Raw genomic sequence first — 21,146 nt, 5'->3', positions numbered from 1 at the left:
GCAAACACGCCGCATTGGCGCATCATGTCAAGATGTTTCCGGCCGCGTGAGCGGACCGAGCGGCCGCGTGGGCGGCAAATCCGACAGGCGGGCGGCGCCCAACTGGCCCATGTTCGCCTCGAGATCCCGGCGCAGGATCTCGACCAGATGCGCCGGGCCGCCGGGGCCGAGCGCGGCCAGCGCCACGTGGAAGGCCCGGCCCAGCATCACGTAATCCGCGCCCAGGGAAATGGCGCGCAGGATGTCGAGCCCGCCCTCGACGCCGCTGTCGAAGATCAGCGGCAGGCGTGTTGCGGCCCGGATCTCGGGCAAGGCCTCGATCGTGGCCGGGGCGCCGTCGAACTGCCGGCCCGCATGGTTCGACACCCAGAGCGCATCGACACCCGCCGCCTCGAGCGGGGCGGCATCGCGGGCGCGCAGGACGCCCTTGATCACGAACGGCCCGTCCCAGTGGTCGCGCAGCCACCTGACATAGTCCAGATCCGGCGAAGTGCGCAGCAGATATCCGATATGCGCCGTGGGTGGCAGGCCGGCCGCCGCGCCGGTGATATACTTGTCCAGCGTCCGCATCCGCGGCATGCCCGCGCGCGCCATGCCGACAGCCCAGGCCGGCCGCAGCGCAACCTGCGCCAGCAACCGCGGCGTCAGTTTCGGCGGCTGGGTCAGCCCCGAGCGGGTCTGACGCTCGCGCCGCGAGGCGACCGGCACATCGACCGTCAGGACAAGCGTGCGGAACCCGGCCCGCCGCGCCCGCTCCAGCAGATCGGCCCGGATCTCGGGGTCCTTGGGCGGGTAGAGCTGGAACCAGGCATCCTCACCCAGATGCGGCGCCAGGTCCTCGGGGCTGAGGCTGGCCACGGTGGAAAGCGTATAGGGCAGGCCGGCCTCGGCCGCACAACGGGCCAGGTGGATCTCGGCCCCGGGCCAGATCAGCCCCGACATGCCCACCGGCGCGATACCGAAGGGCAGCGGCCGCGCGTGTCCCAGGAAATCGACACCGAGGTCGAATTCCAGCGGCCCGTGCAGGATCGAAGGCTCGAACCCGACCGCATCCAGAGCGGCCCGGTTGCGCGCCTTCGTGGCCTCGACCCCGGTGCCGCTGTCGAGATACTCCCAGACAAACCGCGGAAGCCGCCGCTTCGCGCGCCATTTCAGATCATCGAGGCCGGGGCAGGTGCTGTGCAGATCCATGCGCCGCAATCTGGGCTGGAACGCCTGCCGCTGTCCAGTGTGAGGCTTGCAGGAACATAGTGCGAACGTGTCTTTATCTCACCCCTCATTGCCGCTAGAGTCGCGGCATGAGCAGTTTCGACGAAATGGACGCCTTCGAGGGCGCCTCGCTGTCGGCCCGTGCGATGGCGGCGCGGCCCAGCCCCTATCTGGACGATCTCAACCCGGCGCAACGCGCGGCGGTGGAGCGGTTGGACGGGCCGGTGCTGATGCTGGCCGGGGCGGGCACCGGCAAGACCAAGGCGCTGACGGCGCGGATCGTGCATCTGCTGATGACCGGCAAGGCGCGCCCGAACGAGATCCTGGCGGTGACATTCACCAACAAGGCCGCGCGCGAGATGAAGGCCCGCGTGGGGCGGATGTTGGGCCAGCCCGCCGAGGGCATGCCCTGGCTGGGCACTTTCCACGCCATCTGCGTCAAGCTGCTGCGACGGCACGCGGAACTGGCGGGGCTGAAATCGAACTTCACCATCCTCGACACCGACGACCAGCTGCGCCTGCTCAAGCAGCTGGTGCAGGCGGCCGGCATCGACGACAAGCGCTGGCCCGCGCGGATGCTGGCCGGGATCATCGACGGCTGGAAGAACCGCGCGCTGACGCCCGACAGAGTGCCGGCGGCGGATGCGGGGGCCTATAACCGCAAGGGGGTCGACCTCTACGCCCAATACCAGACCCGCCTGCGCGAGCTGAACGCGGTCGATTTCGGCGACCTGCTATTGCACATGGTCACGATCTTCCAGACCCATCAGGACGTGCTCGAGCAATACCAGCGCTGGTTCCGCTACGTGCTGGTGGACGAATACCAGGACACCAACGTCGCCCAGTACATGTGGCTGCGCCTGCTGGCCGGGGCGCACAGGAACATCTGTTGCGTGGGCGACGACGACCAGTCCATCTATGGCTGGCGCGGTGCCGAGGTGGGCAACATCCTGCGATTCGAAAAGGACTTTCCCGGCGCCCATGTGGTGCGGCTGGAGCAGAACTACCGCTCGACCCCGCATATCCTGGCCGCCGCCTCGAACGTGATCCGCGGCAACGAGGGGCGGCTGGGCAAGGAGCTGTGGACCGACGCAGAGGGTGGCGAGAAGGTTCGCCTGATCGGCCACTGGGACGGCGAAGAGGAGGCGCGCTGGATCGGCGAGGAGATCGACGCGATGCAGGGCGGCACCCGCGGGATGCGGTCCTTCCACCTCGACGAGATCGCGATCCTGGTTCGTGCAAGCCACCAGATGCGCGCCTTCGAGGACAGGTTCCTGACCATCGGCCTGCCCTACCGGGTGATCGGCGGCCCGCGCTTCTACGAGCGGATGGAGATCCGCGATGCCATGGCCTATTTCCGGCTGGTGGTCTCGCCCGCCGACGACCTGGCCTTTGAACGCATCGTCAACACGCCCAAGCGGGGGCTGGGCGACAAGGCGCAGCAGACCATCCAGATCACCGCCCGCGCGCATGGTGTCAGCCTCGTCGAGGGCGCGCGGCTCGCGCTGGAGCAGGGGCTGATCAAGGGCAAGGGCGGCGCGGCGCTGGGCCAGCTGGTGGGTGACCTCGCGCGCTGGGGCCGCATGGTCGAGGATGCCGATCTCAGCCATATGGAGCTGGCCGAGATCGTGCTGGACGAATCCGGCTATACCGCCCATTGGCAGAACGACAAGACGCCCGAGGCGCCGGGGCGGCTGGAAAACCTCAAGGAACTGGTCAAGGCGCTGGAGGGGTTCGAGAACCTGCAGGGTTTCCTGGAGCATGTCAGCCTGATCATGGACAACGAGAGCCAGGATGCCGAGCGCAAGGTCTCGATCATGACCCTGCACGCGGCCAAGGGGCTGGAGTTTCCCGCGGTGTTCCTGCCGGGCTGGGAGGACGGGCTGTTCCCATCCCAGCGCAGCATGGACGAAAGCGGGCTCAAGGGCCTGGAGGAGGAGCGCCGGCTGGCCTATGTGGGCATCACCCGCGCCGAGGAACTGTGCACGATCTCGTTCGCCGCCAACCGGCGGGTGTTCGGGCAGTGGCAGAACGCGATGCCCTCGCGGTTCATCGACGAATTGCCCGAGGATCACGTCGAGGTGCTGACCCCGCCCGGCCTCTATGGCGGTGGCGGGATGCCGGCCCCGGGGATTGAATCCCGCGCGGCCGAGGCCAATGTCTACAACTCGCCGGGCTGGAAGCGGCTGCAGGCGCGGCAGGGGCAGCGCGGGATGTCGCAGCCCCGCGAATCCCGCAACACCGTGATCGACATGGAGGCGGTGGCGAGCTTCACCATCGGCGAGCGGGTGTTCCACCAGAAATTCGGCTATGGCGCGGTGATCGAGATCGAAGGGGACAAGGTCGAGGTCGCGTTCGACAAGGCCGGCACCAAGAAGGTCGTCGCCCGGTTCCTGTCGGCCAAGGACGACGTGCCGTTCTGACGCCACGCTGACCATTCCGCGTCGATCAGCGTCCGGCGCGGTCCTGTCGACGCATATCCGTTCCCGGCATATCCCGAACCCCGAGGCATCGGCGGGCCCGTCGCGGCGCGTTCGGCTGCTCTTTTGTGATTGTCGCTGAAAAAGAAGCGGCGGCACCAGGGAGGAGGAAGGTGCCGCCGCTCTCAACAGCATCGGTGTCAGGGAGGAGGAGAGACCCCGATGCGTCCGGTCCCGGGCGTCAGGCCCGGTATGTGGTTGGCGGCAGCGCCCAGGGAGGAGGAGGGGCGCTGCCGCTGGTGCTGCATCCGGGCCAGGGAGGAGGAGAGACCCGGGTGCATCTGGTGCCGGCGCGTGGCCGGTATCTGGTGCGGCGACATCAGGGAGGAGGAGGATGCCGCCGCAGAATCCAGATCCGCTAGGGAGGAGGCGCGGATCTGAAATCGAAATTCGTTCAGGCGCCGCCGTTCTCGTAGGCTGCCTGGTAGGCCACGCGGCGGATCATCGAGCGGTTGAGGCCCAGATCGTCCAGCTCGCGGTTCGACAATTCCGACAGTTCATTCACCGTCTGGCGATACAGGCGGTACTGGGTGAACCGGGTGACCAGGTTGTCGAGCAGGGTGGCGAAGCCGGATGCTTCGAGGGATTTTGCGGCGCTGAAATCGCTGGTAGCAGCCATGAGTCTTGACCTTCTTCTTGCAGTTAAGCCGCAGCATCGCGGCGTTGCTTGAGGCTGAAGATAGGCAAATGCTGCGAGTGCACAATGCCTTTCAACATCAATGCCGCTATGCAGCAAGTGCATAGATTGACGGGGTAAATCCCCAAAGTGCGGGCCAAGTGCGGGTTTTCATTGGCCCCGGCCGGTGTTGACGCAGCGTCGGATCCGGCGCGGGCGGACACCGGCTGCGGGCGGGGGTCCAATATTCGTGCGAACCGCCCGGCATTCAGGCACGCTTCGAACGCTTTCTCTTCTGGCGGGTCCGGCACGGGAAAGCATGGGCCGCGGCTGCAAGGCGTCCCTAAGTGCGTGCCAGCCGCGTTCGATTTGATTGTGGACAGGCTTGATTCGGCCTTTGCAAAAAGAACAAAACAGGAAAATACAAGAGTTGTGTGGGTTGAGGTGAAAAAACTTGGGAATTGATGGGAGGATTCTGGGCCAAGGCTGGGAGCACTCTATATAGTGTTCATCTGGAAAAGATGTCTCATATATGGTGTCGGTTTGGACTTACGGTCAGTATTTCCATACGGTTCCCGAGTCTTACCGTCGCTTCGAATCTGCTTTAGGGTGAATTTCGTTGTTGATTTCCATGAATTCCCATGGCATCCCTAATTCATCCGATGAGGACGAGGACGCAGGGGCAAGCAAACGACCCCGAACCAAAACAAAAAAGCAGGTTTCATACAGGCCCTTCGCTTTCATCGAACAAAGAGATCCGGCGCGCGAGCGAGCAGACATCCCCCCAGGTGGCGCGCGCAGTCGGACATCCCGTCAAGCGCGGGTAAATGCGGCGGGTTGATCAGTGGCAGCAGATCAACCCGCCGTTTTCAGTTTCGGGGGCAAGTCGCAACGGCGCAAAGCGAAAGGGACAGTCGGCTTGGCGCGCAGGTTCAGAGGCGAAAGCCACCACAAGGTGGATGCAAAGGGCAGGGTGTCGATCCCGGCCTCGTTTCGCCGTGTCCTGGAAGCGGGCGATCCCAACTGGCACTCCGGCGGCAATCCCGACCTTGTCATCGTCTATGGCGATCACCGCCGCAAATACCTGGAATGCTACACGATGGAGGCGATCGACGAGGTCGATGCCAAGATCGACGCGCTGCCGCGCGGGTCGATGCAGCGCAAGATGCTGCAGCGCCTGTTCCACGGCCAGTCCTTTCCCACCAACGTGGACGAGACCGGGCGGCTGGTCCTGCCCGCCAAGCTGCGCGGCAAGATCGGGCTCGAGGGCGAGGCGTTCTTCATCGCCGCCGGCGACACCTTCCAGATCTGGAAGCCCGAGACCTACGAGGCCGAGGAGCTGGCCGCCACCGAGGAGTGGCTGGACGAGCTGCCCGAGGATTTCGATCCGTTGCAATTCCTTGACGGCCCGGCATCTGACGGGCAGGGGGGCGGCTAGGCCCATGTCCGCTGCTGCCGCCACACCGCCTGCCGATCCCCACATTCCCGTTCTTCTGCGCCCGTTGCTGTCGGCGGTTGCGCCGGTGCGCGGCACCTGGCTTGACGGCACTTTCGGCGCGGGCGGCTATACCCGCGGGTTGTTCGAGGCCGGGGCCGAGAAGGTCATCGCGGTCGACCGTGACCCGCTGGCCTTCGAGATGGCCCGGGGCTGGGCGCAGGACTATGGCGACCGTCTGGTCATGCAGCAGGGCGTGTTTTCCCGGATGGACGACTATGCCAGCGGCCTGGACGGCGTGGTGCTGGACCTGGGCGTCTCCTCGATGCAGCTCGACCGGGCCGAGCGCGGGTTCTCCTTTCTCAAGGACGGCCCGCTGGACATGCGCATGAGCCAGGAGGGTGAAAGCGCCGCCGATCTGGTCAATTCCGCCTCCGAGGCCGAACTGGCCGACATCCTGTTCCATTACGGCGAGGAACGTGCGAGCCGCCGCATCGCCCGCGCCATCCTGCGCGAGCGGGCGGCGGAGCCGATTACCACGACAACGCGCCTGGCGGGCATCATCGAGGGCTGCCTGCCGCGCGCCAAGCCCGGCCAGTCGCACCCGGCGACCCGCAGTTTTCAGGCCATCCGCATCGCAGTGAACGCCGAATATGACGAGTTGTTCCAGGGGCTCATGGCCGCCGAACGCGCGCTTGCGCCCGGCGGCAAGCTGGCGGTCGTCTCGTTCCACTCCACCGAGGACCGCATGGTCAAGCGGTTCCTCCAGACCCGCGCGGGCAAGACCGGGCGGGCCAACCGCTTTGCGCCGGAGATCGAAGAGGACGCGCCGCAGTTCCGGCTTCTGTCGCGCAAGGCCATCGGTCCCGACGACCGCGAACTGGCCGAGAATCCGCGCTCGCGCTCGGCCAAGCTGCGCGTGGCCGAGCGAACCGACGCGCCGTCGGGGGCGGTGGACGCGAAATCAATCGGCATGCCGCAGCCGGCGAGGGGGACGAGATGAAAAGCGTGATCTACGTACTCACCGCACTGGCGGTGTTCGGCCTGGCGCTCTGGGCCTACCAGGAGAACTATCGCACCCAGCTGGTGGTCAAGCAGACCAAGACCCTGCAACACGAGATCGGCGCGGCGCAAGTCCGGTTGAACGTGCTGCGCGCCGAATGGGCCTATCTCAACCGCCCCGACCGCCTGCGCGAGCTGGCCGACCTGAATTTCGACCGGCTGGGCCTGCTGCCGCTGCGCGCCGACCAGTTCGGCCGGGTCGACCAGGTGGCCTATCCGCCCGAGCCCGAGCCGGAGCTGAACTTCGATCTGCCGATCCTCGACTCGGTTGACGTGTCGGCCTTTGCGCAGGAGCAGTTTCCATGATCCGCACGCCGCTCAGGCCGCTGGCCCGCATCCTCGCCGCCCGTGACAAGGGCGAGAACCCCGACACCATCGAACGCGAGAACATCCGCCGCCGCCACGAGGCCATGCGCGACAAGACCCGCGCCCGGGCCGAGGGGCGGCTTCTGGTGCTGGGGGCGTTCTTCCTGCTCGCGTTCGGCGTCGTGGGCGGGCGCATGGGCGCGCTGGCCCTGTCCGAGGCGCGCGAACCGGTCGCCAGCGCGCCCGGCGCCCGCATCGCCGCGCAGCGCGCCGATATCGTCGACCGGCACGGGCGCATCCTGGCCACCAATTTCGAGACCCATTCGCTTTATGCCCAGCCGCCTCTGATGGTCGATCCGGTGGCCGCCGCGGACGGTCTCGTCGCGGTGTTCCCCGATCTCGACCGCGACCGGCTGATCAAGGACTTCACCGGCAAGCGCAAGTTCCTGTGGATCAAGAAGCGCATCAGCCCCGAGCAGAAACAGGCGGTTCACGACATCGGCGATCCCGGCCTGCTGTTCGGCCCGCGCGAGATGCGGCTCTATCCCAATGGTCAGCTTGCCGCGCATATCCTGGGCGGCGCCAGTTTCGGCAAGGAAGGCGTCTCTTCGGCCGAGGTGATCGGCGTGGCCGGTGTCGAAAAGCGGTTCGACGGCTATCTGCGCGACCCCGCCAACGGCGCCAAGCCGCTGCAGCTGTCGCTGGACCTGACCGTGCAGACCGCTGTCGAGCGGGTGCTGTTCGGCGGCATGAAGATCATGAACGCCAAGGGCGCCTCGGCGGTCCTGATGAATGTGCATACCGGCGAGGTGGTGGCCGCCGCCTCGCTGCCGTCCTTTGATCCCAACGACCGCCCAAACCCGCCCACCAGCGGGTTCGATCCCTCTGACAGCCCCCTGTTCAACCGCTACGTACAGGGCGTCTATGAGCTGGGTTCGGTCTACAAGATATTCACCGCGGCGCAGGCCATCGACCTCGGCCTGGTCAATTCCGACACGGTGATCGACACTGCGGGCCCGATGAAGGTCGGCGGCTTCCGCATCGGCGAGTTCCGCAACAAGAACTATGGCAAGCTGAGTGTCGCCGACGTGATCGTCAAGAGCTCGAACCGTGGCACCGGGCGGCTGGCGCTGCATATCGGCGCGCAGCGGCAGCAGGAGTTCCTGGGCGCGCTGGGCCTGTTCGAACCGACCCCGTTCGAGATCGTCGAGGCCGCCGGCGGCCATCCGCTCAAGCCCAAGAACTGGGGCGAGCTGAGCACCGTGACCATCTCTTATGGACACGGGCTGTCGACCAGTCCGATGCACCTGGCCGCCAGCTATGCGGCGATCGCGAATGGCGGGTACTACGTCAGCCCGACGGTCCTGAAGAAGTCCGGCGCGCAATATGGCCCCCGCGTGATGTCGGCCAATGCCGCCGGGCAGGCACGCGATATGCTGCGCAAGGTCGTCACCAGCGGCACCGCAAGCTTCGGCGAGGTTCCCGGCTATGAGGTGGGCGGCAAGACCGGCACGGCCGACAAGCCGCGGCCGCGCGGCGGGTATTACGAGGACAAGGTGATCGCCACCTTCGCCTCGGTCTTTCCCTCCAGCGACCCGCAATTCGTCCTGGTCGTTGCGCTGGACGAGCCCTCGATCGTGGCCTACGGCGAGAAGCGGCGCACCGCGGGCTGGACCGCTGTACCCGTGGCGGCCGAGCTGATCGGTCGTGTCGCCCCTCTGCTGGGTCTGCGGCCCAAGCTTGCAGCGGGGGAGAAGGCGGGTATAACCCTGACCTCGAACTAGACGGACGCGCGGGGGCGACATGGGCGACACGGCAAGACCACTCAGCCAACTGGCCCTGACCGCCCGGGGCGGACGCGACCCGCGGATCACCGGGCTGGCGGTGGACAGCCGCGACGTGAAAGACGGCCACCTCTTCGCCGCTCTGCCCGGAACCCGTGTGCATGGCGGCGAATTCATCCAATACGCCCTGCGCATGGGCGCCTCGGCCATCCTGACCGACGCCGAAGGCGCGCGCATCGCGGCGACCGAGCTGGCCGCCTCGGACGCAGCCTTGGTCGTGGTGGACGATCCCCGGCAGACGCTGGCCTTTACCGCCTCTCTGTGGTTCGGCGCCCAGCCCGATACCGTGGTGGCGGTGACCGGCACCAACGGCAAGACCTCCGTGGCGACCTTCCTGCGCCAGATCTGGACCGAGCTGGGCCACGCGGCGGTCAACCTGGGCACCACCGGTGTCGAAGGCGCCTGGACCGCGCCCCTGGCCCACACCACGCCCGAGCCGATCACCCTGCACCGTGCCCTGGCGCAGGCCACGGAACAGGGCGTGACCCATGCGGCGATGGAGGCGTCCTCGCACGGGCTGGAGCAGCGCCGGCTGGACGGGGTGCGCCTGGCCGCGGCGGGGTTCTCGAATTTCAGCCAGGACCACCTGGACTACCACGACAGTTTCGACGCCTATTTCGCCGCCAAGGCCGGCCTGTTCCGCCGCGTGCTGCCGCCCGAGGGCACGGCGGTCGTCAACATGGACGACCCCAAGGGCGCCGAGATGCGCGCCGTCGCGGCCGCCCGGGGCCAGACGGTTCTGACGGTGGGGCGCGGGCCCTGCGATCTCAGCCTGATGAACCAGCGCTTCGACGCCACCGGCCAGGACCTGCGGTTCACCTGGCAGGGTCAAGCGCACCAGGCACGCCTGGGTCTGATCGGCGGCTTCCAGGCCGAGAACGTCCTGCTGGCCTGCGGCCTGGCCATCGCGGCAGGCGACGCGCCCGATCGCGTGTTCGAGACGCTGCCGCATCTGACCACCGTGCGCGGGCGGATGCAGCTGGCCGCCACCCGCGACAACGGCGCGGCGGTCTTCGTCGATTTCGCCCACACCCCGGATGCCGTGACCACCGCCCTGCGCGCGTTGCGCCCGCATGTGATGGGCCGGCTGGTGGTCATCGTCGGCGCCGGCGGCGACCGGGATGCCGGGAAACGCCCGCTGATGGGTCAGGCCGCCGCGGCGAATGCCGACATCGTCTTTGTCACCGACGACAACCCGCGCAGCGAGGATCCCGCGACGATCCGCGCCGCGGTGTTGGCCGGCGCCCCCGGCGCGGTCGAGGTCGGCGACCGGGCCGAGGCCATCCTGCGCGGCGTCGATGCGCTGCAGCCGGGCGACGCGCTTCTGATCGCGGGCAAGGGGCATGAAAGCGGGCAGATCGTCGGCGACGACGTGCTGCCCTTCGACGACGCCGAACAGGCCAGCGTCGCGGTTACCGCGCTGGACGGGAGGGTGCCATGACACTGTGGACCTCAACCGAGGCCGCCCGCGCCACCGGCGGGCAGGCGACCGGCTACTGGCAGGCCTCGGGCGTGTCGATCGACACAAGGACACTGGAGCCGGGCGACCTGTTCGTGGCGCTCACCGCGACAAGGGACGGGCATGAATTCGTGGCCCAGGCGCTTGAGAAAGGGGCCGCCGCGGCGCTGGTCTCGCGCCGGCCCGAGGGCGTGGCCGAGGACGCGCCGTTGCTGATCGTTGACGACGTGCAGACCGCGCTCGAGTCGCTGGGCCGCGCGGGTCGTGACCGTTGCGCCGCGCGCGTGGTGGCAGTGACCGGCAGCGTCGGCAAGACCTCGACCAAGGAAATGTTGCTCTGCATGCTGCAGGATCAGGGCGAGACCCATGCCAGCGTGGCCAGCTACAACAACCATTGGGGCGTTCCGCTGACGCTGGCCCGGATGCCGCGCGACACCGACTACGCGATCATCGAGATCGGCATGAACCACCCCGGCGAGATCGATCCGCTGGCGCGCATGGCGCGCCCGCATGTGGCGCTGGTGACGACGGTGGCGGCCGCACATCTCGAGGCCTTCGACTCGATCGAGGGTATCGCTCAGGAGAAGGCCGCGATCTATGACGGACTGCCCCGGGGCGGCGTGGCTGTGCTCAACGCCGATATCCCCCAGGCGCAGATCCTGCGCGACAAGGCGGCCAGGCTTGGCGCAACGCCGATCAGCTTTGGCCGCACCGCCCGCGATTTCCGTCTGGCCGAGGTCGAGGTGGAGGGCCAGGTGACGCGCGCCAAGGCCGATATCTACGGGTCGATCCTGGGCTTCCGCATCAACTCGGCCGGGGCGCATTTCGCCATGAACGCGCTGGGCGCGCTGGCCGCCTGCGCGGCGCTCGGCGCCGATCTGATCGGCGCGCTGACCGGCCTGCGCGACTGGCGACCCTACCGCGGGCGCGGCGTGCGCCGCAAGGTGGCGCTGGCCACCGGCGGCGCGCTCGAGCTGTTCGACGACAGCTACAACGCCAACCCGGCCTCGGTCGGCGCGGCGCTCGATGTCCTGGCGGCGGCCGAGGGGCGCCGCCGGGTCGCCATCCTGGGCGACATGAAGGAACTGGGGCCGCAGGCCGCGGAGCTGCACGCAGAGCTGGCCGAACTGCCCGCGATGGGCGGCGTCGACGTGGTCCATTGCATCGGGCCGTTGATGCGGTCGCTGCATGACGCGCTGCCGACCGACCGGCGCGGCGAATGGGACGAGACCGCCGACGGGCTGGCCGCGCGCCTGCCCGACCTGCTGCGCGCGGGCGACGTGGTGCTGGTCAAGGGCTCGCTGAGCGTCGGGATGGCCCGCGTCGTTGACGCGATCCGGGAAATGGGTCATGGGGCCGGGGCAGAGGATTGAAGGACAGATTGGGACCGTACTGACATGCTGTATTGGCTGACCGCCCTGTCGGACGGGGGGGACTTCTTCAACCTCTTCCGCTATATCACCTTCCGGGCCGGCGGGGCCTTCATGACGGCGCTGGTCTTCGGGTTCCTGTTCGGCAAGCCGCTGATCGGCGTGCTGCGCCGGCGGCAGGGCAAGGGCCAGCCGATCCGCGATGACGGCCCCGAGGGGCATATGTCCAAGGCCGGAACGCCCACGATGGGCGGGTTGCTGATCGTTGGCGCGCTGCTCACCTCGACGCTGCTCTGGGCGCGGCTGGACAACCCATATGTCTGGCTGGTCCTGCTGGTGACGCTGGCCTATGCGCTGATCGGCTTTGCCGACGACTATGCCAAGGTGTCCAAGCAGACCACCAAGGGTGTGCCCGGCAAGCTGCGGCTGGCGCTGGGCATCGTGATCGCGGTCCTGGCCGCGGTCTGGGCCTCCTACAACCACCCCGCCGAATTGCAGAACCAGCTGGCGCTGCCGATCTTCAAGAACACGCTGATAAACCTCGGCCTCTTCTACGTGCCGTTCTCGATCTGCGTGATCGTCGGCGCCGCCAACGCGGTGAACCTGACCGACGGGCTGGACGGGCTGGCGATCATGCCCGTGATGATCGCGGCCTCGACGCTGGGCGTGATCGCCTATGCGGTGGGCCGGGTGGACTTCACCGAATATCTCGACGTGCACTACGTGCCCGGCACCGGCGAGATCCTGATATTCTCCGCCGCGCTGTTCGGCGGCGGGCTGGGCTTCCTGTGGTACAACGCGCCCCCGGCGGCGGTGTTCATGGGCGATACCGGCAGCCTCGCTCTTGGCGGCGCGCTGGGCGCCATCGCGGTCGCCACAAAGCACGAGCTTGTACTGGCCATCGTCGGCGGCCTCTTCGTGGTCGAGGCGCTCAGCGTCATCGTCCAGGTGATCTATTTCAAGCGCACCGGCAAACGCGTGTTCCTGATGGCCCCGATCCATCACCACTATGAAAAGAAGGGCTGGGCCGAGCCGACCATCGTGATTCGATTCTGGATCATCTCCGTGATCCTCGCCATGATCGGCCTGGCCACGCTCAAGGTTCGCTGATCCTGACGCCGCCATGACCCGCCCGCACCCCAGCTTTCCTCTTGCCGAAAATACGTCGGGGGAGTCGCGCCCTGCGCGACGGGGGCAGAGCCCCCGAAGGGCCGCCCGGTGATCCCGGTGCGCGGATATCGCGGCCGGCGCGTCGCGGTCCTGGGGCTTGGCCGGTCCGGGCTGGCCAGCGCCCGCGCCCTGCGCGCCGGCGGCGCCGAGCCGGTCTGCTGGGACGACAACCCCGCCACCCGCGCCGAGGCCGAGGCCGAGGGCTATGCCTGTTCCGACCTCACGCGGCACGGCGCGCTCGAGGATGTGGCGGCGCTGATCGTCAGCCCCGGCATTCCGCATCTCTACCCCGCGCCGAACCCGGTCGTGGCCGCCGCGCTGGAAGCGGGCGTGCCGCTCGACAACGATATCGGGCTCTTCTTCCGCTCCTTCGCGGCGCCGGGCTGGGACGAGCTGGATGTGGTGCCGCGCGTGGTTGCGGTGACCGGCTCGAACGGCAAGTCCACAACCGCCGCGCTGATCCACCACATCCTGACCGAGGCCGGCCGGCCGGCGCAGCTGGCCGGAAATATCGGGCGCGGCGTCCTCGACATCTCGCCGGGCGGAGAAGGGTCGGTCGTGGTGCTGGAACTCAGCAGCTACCAGACCGAGCTTGCGCGCGCGCTGACGCCGGATGTTGCCGTGTTCACCAACCTGAGCCCCGACCACCTGGACCGGCATGGCGGCATGGGCGGTTATTTCGCCGCCAAGCGCCGGCTTTTCACCGAGGGCGGTCCGGACCGCGCGGTGATCGGCGTGGACGAGAGCGAGGGCGCGTTCCTGGCCAACCAGCTGGCCGAGGGTGCGGCGGACGACCGCGTGCTGCGCGTGTCGGTCACCCGCAAGCTGACCGGGCCGGGCTGGCAGGTCTATGCCCGCAAGGGCTTCCTGTCCGAGGTCCGCAAGGGCCGCCAGGCGGCCGCCATCGACCTGCGTGCCATCAAGGGGCTGCCGGGCGTGCACAACCACCAGAACGCCTGCGCCGCCTATGCCGCCTGCCGCACTCTGGGCCTGGCGCCGCGCGTGATCGAGGCGGCGCTGGCCTCCTATCCCGGCCTGCCGCATCGCAGCCAGATCGTCGCCGAGGCCGGTGGCGTGACCTATGTGAACGACAGCAAGGCCACCAATGTGGACAGCGCCGCCAAGGCCTTGCGCGCCTTCGGCAGCATCCGCTGGATCTGCGGCGGGCTGGAGAAGGAGGGCGGGCTGGCGGGCCTGCGCGGGGCCACGGAGGCTGTCGCCAAGGCCTATGTCATCGGGCGCGAGGCCGCGGGCTTTGCCCTGCAACTGGATGTCGAGGCCGAGATCTGCACGACGATGGCCCAGGCCGTGGCGCGGGCGATGGCCGAGGCTCAGCCGGGCGACACGGTGCTTCTGGCCCCGGCCGCGGCCAGTTTCGACCAATATGACAATTTCGAGCGGCGCGGCGAGGATTTCGTGGCCGAGGTGCAGAGGCGGTTGGCGGGTTAGGGGGCGCTGCCCCCGTCCGCTCTGCGAGCGGACTCCCCCGGAGTATTTGTCAAAAGATGAAGGCGGATCAGCGCGCGGCGGCGATCGCGGTGCCCGCGGCATGGCCCGAGGCCCAGGCCCACTGGAAATTGTAGCCCCCCAGCCAGCCGGTGACATCCACGGCCTCGCCGATGGCGTAGAGCCCGGGAACGGTCTTGGCCTCCATGCTGCGCGAGGACAGGCCAGCGGTGTCGATGCCGCCCAGTGTGACTTCGGCGGTGCGGTATCCTTCGGTGCCCGACGGGGTGAGCCGCCAGTCACGGAGATGGTCGCAGAGCGCCTGCAGCCGCGCGTCGGACTGGTCGGCGAGGTTGCCGGCGAGGTCGCGGTCCTTGCAGATCTCGTCCACCAGCCGGGTTGGCAGGTGCTGCGCCAGTTCGGTCTTGAGCGCCCGGCGCCCGTTGTCCTGCCGCCCCCGGCGCAGGTGGTCCAGCAGCTGCCCGTCCGGCGCCAGGTCGACCGAGATCTCCTCACCCTCGCGCCAATAGGAGGACAGCTGCAGCACCGCCGGGCCGGAGAGACCGCGATGGGTGAAGAGCATCGCCTCGTCGAAGCTGGTGCGGCGGTTCGACAGGCGCACCGGCGTCGCCACGCCGGCCAGCGGGCGGAACCGGCCCTCGGGAAAGGTGAACGGCACCAGCGCCGGTCGCGTCTCGGTGACCGCCAGGCCGAATTGCCGCGCGATGTCATAGGCAAGGCCGGTGGCGCCCATCCTGGGAATCGACTTGCCGCCCGTGGCGAGCACGAGGTTGCGGCAGGTGAGGTCCTGCCGTGTGCCGTCGCGCTCGACACCCATGCGGAACCCGCCTTCGGTGCGGGCCAGGTCGCGCAGGCTGCTCGACAGCCACAGGGTCGCGCCGGCGGCCTCCATCTCGGACAGCAGCAGCGACACGATCTGCCGCGACGAGCCGTCGCAGAACAGCTGGCCCAGCGTCTTTTCGTGCCAGGCGATGCCGTGGCGGTCCACCAGGTCGATGAAATCCCACTGGGTATAGCGCGCCAGGGCCGATTTGCAGAAATGCGGGTTGCCCGACAGGAAATTGGCCGGCTCGGTATGCAGGTTGGTGAAGTTGCAGCGACCGCCGCCCGAGATACGGATCTTTTCGCCCGGCGCGCGGGCATGGTCGATGACCAGAACCCGCCCGCCGCAATGGGTCGCGCACATCATGCCGGCGGCGCCGGCGCCGAGAATGACGGTGTCGAAATCCATGCGTCCCCGTGGCGCGAAATGCCGCGCAGCGCAAGGGGAAGAGGGTGGTCAGGCCGGGCAATTGGATGTAGAGTTGCGACAGATCCCGAACAACGGGACGTGAACGAGGCAGATTTGGCGGTGGTCTCATGACCGAGATGGTATATGGCGCGGTCCCGGACCGGGGCGGCGAACCGATTCTTCCCAAATGGTGGCGAACGCTCGACAAATGGTCGATGTCCTGTGTGCTGCTCCTGTTCGTGACGGGGTTGCTGCTCGGGCTGGCCTCCTCGCCGCCGCTGGCGGCGCGCAACGGGTTCGAGCCGTTCTACTATGTGGAGCGGCAGGCGGTTTTCGGCGGGTTGGCCATCGTGGCGATGCTGCTGACCTCGATGATGTCGCCGGTGCTGGTGCGCCGGCTCGCGGTGCTGGGCTTTCTCGTGTCCTTCGTGGCGCTGGCGCTGCTGCCCTTTTTCGGTACCGATTTCGGCAAGGGCGCGGTGCGCTGGTATTCGCTGGGTTTCGCCTCGCTGCAGCCGTCGGAATTCCTCAAGCCCGGCTTCGTGGTGGTGGCCGCGTGGCTCTTTGCCGCCAGCCAGGAGATCAACGGCCCGCCGGGGCGGCTTTGGTCCTTTGCACTGTGCCTGGCGATCGTGGCGATGCTGGTCGTGCAGCCCGATTTCGGCCAGGCCTGTCTGATCCTGTTCGGCTGGGGCGTGATGTATTTCGTGGCCGGCGCGCCCATGGTGATCCTGCTTGGCTTGGCGGGCATCGTGGTTCTGGGCGGCATGCTGGCCTATTCCAGTTCCGAGCATTTCGCGCGCCGCATCGACGGCTTCCTCAGCCCGGATGTCGATCCGACGACGCAGCTGGGCTATGCCACGAACGCCATCCGCGAGGGCGGGCTGTTCGGCGTCGGCGTGGGCGAGGGGCAGGTGAAATGGTCGCTGCCCGATGCCCATACCGATTTCATCATCGCGGTGGCGGCCGAGGAATACGGGCTGGTCCTGGTGCTGATCATCATCGCGCTCTACACGCTGATCGTGGTGCGCTCGATGCTGCGGCTGATGCGTGAGCGGGACCCGTTCATCCGGCTGGCCGGAACCGGGCTGGCGGCGATGTTCGGGGTGCAGGCGATGATCAACATGGGCGTCGCCGTGCGCCTGCTGCCGGCCAAGGGCATGACGCTGCCCTTCGTCAGCTACGGCGGCTCGTCGCTGATCGCAGGCGGCATCGCGGTGGGCATGCTGCTTTGTTTCACCCGCACCCGGCCGCAGGGCGAGCTGGGCGACATTCTGCGCGGACGGGCGCGATGAGCCGACCCTATCTGCTGATCGCCGCCGGTGGTACCGGCGGGCATATGTTCCCCGCCCAGGCGCTGGCCGAGGCGATGCTGAACCGCGGCTGGCGGGTGCGCCTGTCGACCGACGCGCGCGGCGCGCGCTATACCGGCGGCTATCCCCATTCCACCGAGATCACCCAGGTCAGCTCGGCCACCTTCGCCCGCGGCGGTGCGCTGGGCAAGCTGGCGGCCGCGCCGCGGATCGCGGGCGGCGTGGCCAGGATGGTCTGGCAATTGACGCGCGACCGGCCGGACGCCGTCGTGGGCTTTGGCGGCTACCCGTCGATCCCGGCGCTGGCGGCGGCGACCCTGCTCAAGCTGCCGCGCATGATACACGAACAGAACGGCGTTCTGGGCCGGGTCAACCAGGTCTTCGCCACCCGCGTCGCCGGGGTCGCCTGCGGCGTCTGGCCCACCGACCTGCCCGAGGGCGCCGAGGGGGCGCATGTGGGAAACCCGGTGCGCGCCGCCGTGATGGAGCGCGCGGGCGCGCCCTATATTCCGCCGGGCGACTATCCGATGTCGGTGCTGGTGATGGGCGGCAGCCAGGGCGCGCGCATCCTCAGCGACGTGGTGCCGCCGGCCATCGCCGCGCTGCCCGAGCCGCTGCGCCGCCACCTGCGGGTCAGCCACCAGGCGCGCGAGGAGGACGGCGACCGGGTCGCGGGGTTCTATGCCGAACATGGTATCGACGCAGATGTGCAACCGTTCTTCCGCGACGTGCCGCGCCGCATGTCCGAGGCGCAGCTGGTGATCAGCCGGGCCGGGGCCTCGTCGATTGCCGATATCGCGGTGATCGGGCGGCCCGCGATCCTGGTCCCCTATGCCGCTGCCGCCGGCGACCACCAGACCGCCAACGCGCGGATGCTGACCCAGGCCGATGCCGCCGTGATGATCCCCGAACGGGCGCTTGACGCGGATGCGCTGACCGAGCAGATCGCGGCGGTGCTCGGGAACCCCGACGCCGCCGTGCAGATGGCCCATGCCGCGCTGTCGGCGGGCACGCCGGACGCGACCGAACGGCTTGCCGCCTTTGTCGAAGCCCTTGCAGGGAAGGAAAGCGCATGAACCCGGCGACGAAACTGCCGCAGGATGTGGGCCCGATTCACTTTGTCGGCATCGGCGGGATCGGCATGTCGGGCATTGCCGAGGTGCTGCTCAACCTCGGCTACCGGGTGCAGGGCTCCGACCTCAAATCCAGCAAGATCACCGAGCGGCTGGCCGGTCTGGGGGCCGAGATTTTCGAAGGCCAGCGCGCCGAGAACCTCGAGGGCGCGGCGGTGGTCGTGATCTCCTCGGCGATCAAGCCGGGCAATCCCGAGCTGGACGAGGCGCGGCTGCAGGGCCTGCCGGTGGTGCGCCGGGCCGACATGCTGGCGGAGCTCATGCGGCTGAAATCCAACGTCGCCATCGCCGGTACGCACGGCAAGACCACCACCACGACGATGATGGCCGAGCTGATGGTGGCCGGCGGCTTCGATCCCACGGTGATCAACGGCGGCATCATCCACGCCTATGGCTCGAACGCGCGGATGGGGCAGGGCGAATGGATGGTGGTCGAGGCCGACGAGAGCGACGGCTCGTTCAACCGCCTGCCCGCGACCATCGCGGTGGTCACCAATATCGACCCCGAGCATATGGAGCATTGGGGCGATTTCGACCGGTTGCGCGACGGGTTCCACGAATTCGTCTCGAACATTCCGTTCTACGGGCTGGCGGTCTGCTGCACCGACCATGCCGAGGTTCAGGCCCTGGTCGGGCGGATCACCGACCGCCGCGTGCGCACCTACGGGTTCAACACGCAGGCCGATGTGCGGGCGGTGAACCTGACCTACAAGGGCGGCGTGGCGCATTTCGACGTGCATCTGCAGCACGAGGACCAGGTGATCGAGGGCTGCACCCTGCCGATGCCCGGCGATCACAACGTCTCGAACGCGCTGAGCGCGGTGACGGTGGCGCGCCACCTGGGCATGAAGACGGCCGAGATCCGCGAGGCGCTGGCGGCCTTCGGCGGCGTGAACCGGCGCTTTACCAAGGTGGGCGAGGTGGATGGCGTGACCATCATCGACGACTACGGCCACCATCCGGTCGAGATCGCCGCCGTGCTGCGCGCCGCGCGCCAGGCCAGCGAAGGGCGGGTGATCGCCGTGCACCAGCCGCACCGCTATTCCCGCCTGTCCAACCTGTTCGACGATTTCTGCACCTGTTTCAACGAGGCCGACGTGGTCGCCATCGCCGATGTCTACGGCGCCGGCGAGGATCCGATCGCGGGGGCGGGCCGCGACGACCTGGTGGCCGGGCTGATCCGCCACGGTCATCGCCATGCTCGTGCCATATTGAACCAGGAGGATCTGGTGCGCATGGTCCGCGAACAGGCCCGACCTGGCGACATGGTCGTCTGCCTGGGCGCCGGCACCATCAGCACCTGGGCCAACGAACTGCCGGAGCAACTGGAGGGCTAGACGTGTCCGAACCGCTCAAGCGTCGCATCGGTCCGGGCCTGCTCACGGCCTACGGGGTCGGCGTCATGGTCGGTGCCGGGATCTATGTTCTGGTCGGCGCCATTGCCGGGCAGGCCGGGATCTGGGCACCGCTCGCCTTTCTCATCGCCGGGGCCATCGCCGCGCCCACCGCGCTCAGCTATGCCGAATTCTCCACTCGTCTGCCAGAAGCGGCCGGCGAGGCGGCTTTTGTCGGTACCGGTCTGAACAGCCAGGCGCTGGCGCTGCTGGTGGGCCTGGGCGTTGCCGTTGCCGGGACCGTCTCGGCCGGCGCGGTCCTGCGCGGCGGTGTCGGCTATCTGACCACGGTGATCGACATCGCTCCGGCCGTCGGAATCGGGCTGCTGGGCGGCATGCTGACATTGGTCGCGATTGCCGGCGTGCTGGAAAGCCTGGCCCTCGCTGCGGTCTTCACATTGATCGAGCTGGCGGGGCTGGCGCTGGTGGTCTGGGCCGGGCTGGGGGCCGCCCCTGCGCCGGACTGGACTGCGGCGGCACCGCCCGCATGGACCGGAATCGGCCTGGCCGGCGTGCTGGCCTTCTTCGCCTTCATCGGCTTCGAAGACATCGTCAACATGGCCGAAGAGACCGAAAATCCGACCCGAACCCTGCCGCTGGCGATCCTGATCTCGCTGGCGATCACCACGGCGATTTACGCACTGGTCAGCTTCGCCGCCGTGCGCGCCGTGCCGCTTGCCGAATTGGCCGGGTCCGAAAGCCCGCTTGCACTGGTCTGGCAGACCGCGCGAGGTGGCGGCGGCGCGTTCCTCTCGACAATCGCGGTGTTTGCCGCCCTGAACGGCGTGCTGGCACAGATCGTCATGGCCAGCCGGGTCTTGTTCGGGCTGGGCAAGCGCAGCTCGGCGCTGGCCGTGTTCCACCGCGCCCATCCCCGTTTCGGTACGCCGGTCCTGGCCACGGCGCTGATCGGAACGGCGGTGATCCTGGCCGCGCTCTACGTCTCGCTCAGCACGTTGGCCGAGACCACCTCGGCGATCCTGCTGGCGGTGTTCGTGCTGGTGAACACGGCCCTGATCGTCCAGAAGCGCCGCGCGCCCGAGGCCGCGTTCCGGGTGCCGATGGCCGTGCCGGTCCTTGGCCTCGTGCTGGCGCTGGCTGCTTTTGCCGTCGCTGTCGGAGGGTTGCTATGAGCACGCCGGTTCTTCTCTCGGTCGCCTGGGCCATCGCCGCGACGGTAGTGGCGCTGATGCCGATGCGGCTGCAATTCCCGCCGGGGATCCTCCTGCTGCTGGCAGCGCCGGTGCTGATCGTCTGGCTGGGCGCGGCGCATGGATGGCTCTGGGCGCTGGCGGGACTGGCGGCCTTCGTGTCCATGTTCCGCAGGCCGCTGCGCCATTTCTGGTCGAAGATGCGCGGCGTATCGACAGGAGGACCGCAGGCATGACGCTGTCTCTGATCATGGCATGTTTCTGGGCACTGACCGCGAACCTGCTGGCGATGCTGCCAAGCCGGGACAACCACTGGCGGCGGGCCTATGTGCTGATCGCCATCGGCATCCCGCTGCTGGGCTATGTCACCTATGAGAACGGGCCCTGGGTGGGGCTGATCGCGCTGGCTGCGGGCATGTCCGTGCTGCGCTGGCCGGTGATCTACCTGACCCGGTGGACAAGGACGGCCTGGGAGGGCAAGAACGCGGTCAGGAAATAACCCCCTT

General features: G+C 68.2%; 18 protein-coding genes. 15 read left to right on the top strand and 3 right to left on the bottom strand.

What is annotated here, in order from left to right:
• Positions 1-27 precede the first annotated feature (27 nt).
• Positions 28-1,191 carry an alpha-hydroxy acid oxidase gene (locus BMX57_RS10380; protein ID WP_177175433.1) on the bottom strand — a complete coding sequence of 388 codons (1,164 nt, stop codon included), beginning with the start codon at positions 1,189-1,191 and terminating at the stop codon, positions 28-30.
• A 107-nt stretch (positions 1,192-1,298) separates the two neighbouring features.
• Between BMX57_RS10380 and BMX57_RS10375 the strand changes: the two genes are divergently transcribed.
• Positions 1,299-3,632, top strand: coding sequence for an ATP-dependent helicase (locus BMX57_RS10375; protein WP_092366187.1), 2,334 nt, complete (start codon positions 1,299-1,301; stop codon positions 3,630-3,632).
• A 451-nt stretch (positions 3,633-4,083) separates the two neighbouring features.
• Here the strand turns inward: BMX57_RS10375 and BMX57_RS10365 are convergent, their stop codons facing one another.
• The gene (locus BMX57_RS10365) at positions 4,084-4,308 is read right to left on the bottom strand and encodes a DUF1127 domain-containing protein (protein ID WP_092366182.1); all 225 of its coding nucleotides are present in this window, start codon (positions 4,306-4,308) and stop codon (positions 4,084-4,086) included.
• A gap of 916 nt (positions 4,309-5,224) precedes the next feature.
• Here BMX57_RS10365 and mraZ point away from each other — a divergent pair.
• The 8 genes from mraZ (at position 5,225) to murD (ending at position 14,400) form a co-directional block, all read left to right on the top strand.
• A complete protein-coding gene (mraZ, locus tag BMX57_RS10360; protein ID WP_092366180.1) occupies positions 5,225-5,743 on the top strand; it encodes a division/cell wall cluster transcriptional repressor MraZ in 519 nt (172 codons plus the stop codon).
• 4 nt (positions 5,744-5,747) lie between these two features.
• Positions 5,748-6,743: a 16S rRNA (cytosine(1402)-N(4))-methyltransferase RsmH gene (gene rsmH, locus BMX57_RS10355; protein ID WP_092366177.1), complete on the top strand. Its 996-nt coding sequence runs from the start codon at positions 5,748-5,750 to the stop codon at positions 6,741-6,743.
• Positions 6,740-7,108 (top strand): cell division protein FtsL, encoded by a 369-nt coding sequence (gene ftsL, locus BMX57_RS10350; RefSeq protein WP_092366175.1) that lies wholly within the window; start codon positions 6,740-6,742, stop codon positions 7,106-7,108. Before rsmH ends, ftsL begins: the two co-directional genes overlap by 4 nt.
• Complete coding sequence (locus tag BMX57_RS10345) at positions 7,105-8,892, top strand: peptidoglycan D,D-transpeptidase FtsI family protein (protein WP_092366172.1); 1,788 nt, start codon at positions 7,105-7,107, stop codon at positions 8,890-8,892. The genes ftsL and BMX57_RS10345 overlap by 4 nt, the downstream gene beginning before the upstream one ends.
• Positions 8,893-8,911: 19 nt before the next feature.
• Complete coding sequence (locus BMX57_RS10340; protein WP_092366169.1) at positions 8,912-10,393, top strand: UDP-N-acetylmuramoyl-L-alanyl-D-glutamate--2,6-diaminopimelate ligase; 1,482 nt, start codon at positions 8,912-8,914, stop codon at positions 10,391-10,393.
• Positions 10,390-11,784: a UDP-N-acetylmuramoyl-tripeptide--D-alanyl-D-alanine ligase gene (locus tag BMX57_RS10335; protein WP_092366166.1), complete on the top strand. Its 1,395-nt coding sequence runs from the start codon at positions 10,390-10,392 to the stop codon at positions 11,782-11,784. Before BMX57_RS10340 ends, BMX57_RS10335 begins: the two co-directional genes overlap by 4 nt.
• Positions 11,785-11,808: 24 nt before the next feature.
• A complete protein-coding gene (gene mraY / locus BMX57_RS10330; RefSeq protein WP_092366162.1) occupies positions 11,809-12,891 on the top strand; it encodes a phospho-N-acetylmuramoyl-pentapeptide-transferase in 1,083 nt (360 codons plus the stop codon).
• A gap of 108 nt (positions 12,892-12,999) precedes the next feature.
• Complete coding sequence (murD, locus tag BMX57_RS10325) at positions 13,000-14,400, top strand: UDP-N-acetylmuramoyl-L-alanine--D-glutamate ligase (RefSeq protein WP_092366159.1); 1,401 nt, start codon at positions 13,000-13,002, stop codon at positions 14,398-14,400.
• 67 nt (positions 14,401-14,467) lie between these two features.
• Here the strand turns inward: murD and BMX57_RS10320 are convergent, their stop codons facing one another.
• Positions 14,468-15,649 carry a BaiN/RdsA family NAD(P)/FAD-dependent oxidoreductase gene (locus BMX57_RS10320; protein WP_092366156.1) on the bottom strand — a complete coding sequence of 394 codons (1,182 nt, stop codon included), beginning with the start codon at positions 15,647-15,649 and terminating at the stop codon, positions 14,468-14,470.
• 128 nt (positions 15,650-15,777) lie between these two features.
• Between BMX57_RS10320 and ftsW the strand changes: the two genes are divergently transcribed.
• The 6 genes from ftsW to BMX57_RS10290 are packed head-to-tail and all read left to right on the top strand — an operon-like array spanning position 15,778 to position 21,139.
• Positions 15,778-16,944, top strand: a complete 1,167-nt coding sequence (gene ftsW / locus BMX57_RS10315) for a putative lipid II flippase FtsW (RefSeq protein WP_092366153.1) — start codon at positions 15,778-15,780, stop codon at positions 16,942-16,944.
• A complete protein-coding gene (locus BMX57_RS10310; protein ID WP_092366150.1) occupies positions 16,941-18,038 on the top strand; it encodes a UDP-N-acetylglucosamine--N-acetylmuramyl-(pentapeptide) pyrophosphoryl-undecaprenol N-acetylglucosamine transferase in 1,098 nt (365 codons plus the stop codon). The genes ftsW and BMX57_RS10310 overlap by 4 nt, the downstream gene beginning before the upstream one ends.
• A complete protein-coding gene (murC, locus tag BMX57_RS10305; protein ID WP_092366147.1) occupies positions 18,035-19,432 on the top strand; it encodes a UDP-N-acetylmuramate--L-alanine ligase in 1,398 nt (465 codons plus the stop codon). Before BMX57_RS10310 ends, murC begins: the two co-directional genes overlap by 4 nt.
• Before the next feature lie 2 nt (positions 19,433-19,434).
• Positions 19,435-20,622: an APC family permease gene (locus BMX57_RS10300; protein WP_092366144.1), complete on the top strand. Its 1,188-nt coding sequence runs from the start codon at positions 19,435-19,437 to the stop codon at positions 20,620-20,622.
• A complete protein-coding gene (locus BMX57_RS10295) occupies positions 20,619-20,876 on the top strand; it encodes a DUF2484 family protein (RefSeq protein ID WP_092366141.1) in 258 nt (85 codons plus the stop codon). The genes BMX57_RS10300 and BMX57_RS10295 overlap by 4 nt, the downstream gene beginning before the upstream one ends.
• Positions 20,873-21,139 carry a DUF2484 family protein gene (locus BMX57_RS10290; RefSeq protein ID WP_092366138.1) on the top strand — a complete coding sequence of 89 codons (267 nt, stop codon included), beginning with the start codon at positions 20,873-20,875 and terminating at the stop codon, positions 21,137-21,139. The genes BMX57_RS10295 and BMX57_RS10290 overlap by 4 nt, the downstream gene beginning before the upstream one ends.
• Positions 21,140-21,146 lie beyond the last annotated feature (7 nt).

It is taken from the genome of Cribrihabitans marinus, assembly GCF_900109035.1.
Taxonomy (GTDB): Bacteria; Pseudomonadota; Alphaproteobacteria; order Rhodobacterales; family Rhodobacteraceae; genus Cribrihabitans; species Cribrihabitans marinus.
This window is presented reverse-complemented; position numbering and strand designations above follow the sequence as displayed.

Bases quoted from the DNA above. Each gene is read 5' to 3' on its own strand.
- BMX57_RS10380 (WP_177175433.1), bottom strand. From the start codon at position 1,191: ATGGATCTGCACAGCACCTGCCCCGGCCTCGATGATCTGAAATGGCGC.
- BMX57_RS10375 (WP_092366187.1), top strand. From the start codon at position 1,299: ATGAGCAGTTTCGACGAAATGGACGCCTTCGAGGGCGCCTCGCTGTCG.
- BMX57_RS10365 (WP_092366182.1), bottom strand. From the start codon at position 4,308: ATGGCTGCTACCAGCGATTTCAGCGCCGCAAAATCCCTCGAAGCATCC.
- rsmH (WP_092366177.1), top strand. From the start codon at position 5,748: ATGTCCGCTGCTGCCGCCACACCGCCTGCCGATCCCCACATTCCCGTT.
- ftsL (WP_092366175.1), top strand. From the start codon at position 6,740: ATGAAAAGCGTGATCTACGTACTCACCGCACTGGCGGTGTTCGGCCTG.
- BMX57_RS10345 (WP_092366172.1), top strand. From the start codon at position 7,105: ATGATCCGCACGCCGCTCAGGCCGCTGGCCCGCATCCTCGCCGCCCGT.
- BMX57_RS10340 (WP_092366169.1), top strand. From the start codon at position 8,912: ATGGGCGACACGGCAAGACCACTCAGCCAACTGGCCCTGACCGCCCGG.
- BMX57_RS10335 (WP_092366166.1), top strand. From the start codon at position 10,390: ATGACACTGTGGACCTCAACCGAGGCCGCCCGCGCCACCGGCGGGCAG.
- mraY (WP_092366162.1), top strand. From the start codon at position 11,809: ATGCTGTATTGGCTGACCGCCCTGTCGGACGGGGGGGACTTCTTCAAC.
- BMX57_RS10320 (WP_092366156.1), bottom strand. From the start codon at position 15,649: ATGGATTTCGACACCGTCATTCTCGGCGCCGGCGCCGCCGGCATGATG.
- ftsW (WP_092366153.1), top strand. From the start codon at position 15,778: ATGACCGAGATGGTATATGGCGCGGTCCCGGACCGGGGCGGCGAACCG.
- BMX57_RS10310 (WP_092366150.1), top strand. From the start codon at position 16,941: ATGAGCCGACCCTATCTGCTGATCGCCGCCGGTGGTACCGGCGGGCAT.
- murC (WP_092366147.1), top strand. From the start codon at position 18,035: ATGAACCCGGCGACGAAACTGCCGCAGGATGTGGGCCCGATTCACTTT.
- BMX57_RS10295 (WP_092366141.1), top strand. From the start codon at position 20,619: ATGAGCACGCCGGTTCTTCTCTCGGTCGCCTGGGCCATCGCCGCGACG.
- BMX57_RS10290 (WP_092366138.1), top strand. From the start codon at position 20,873: ATGACGCTGTCTCTGATCATGGCATGTTTCTGGGCACTGACCGCGAAC.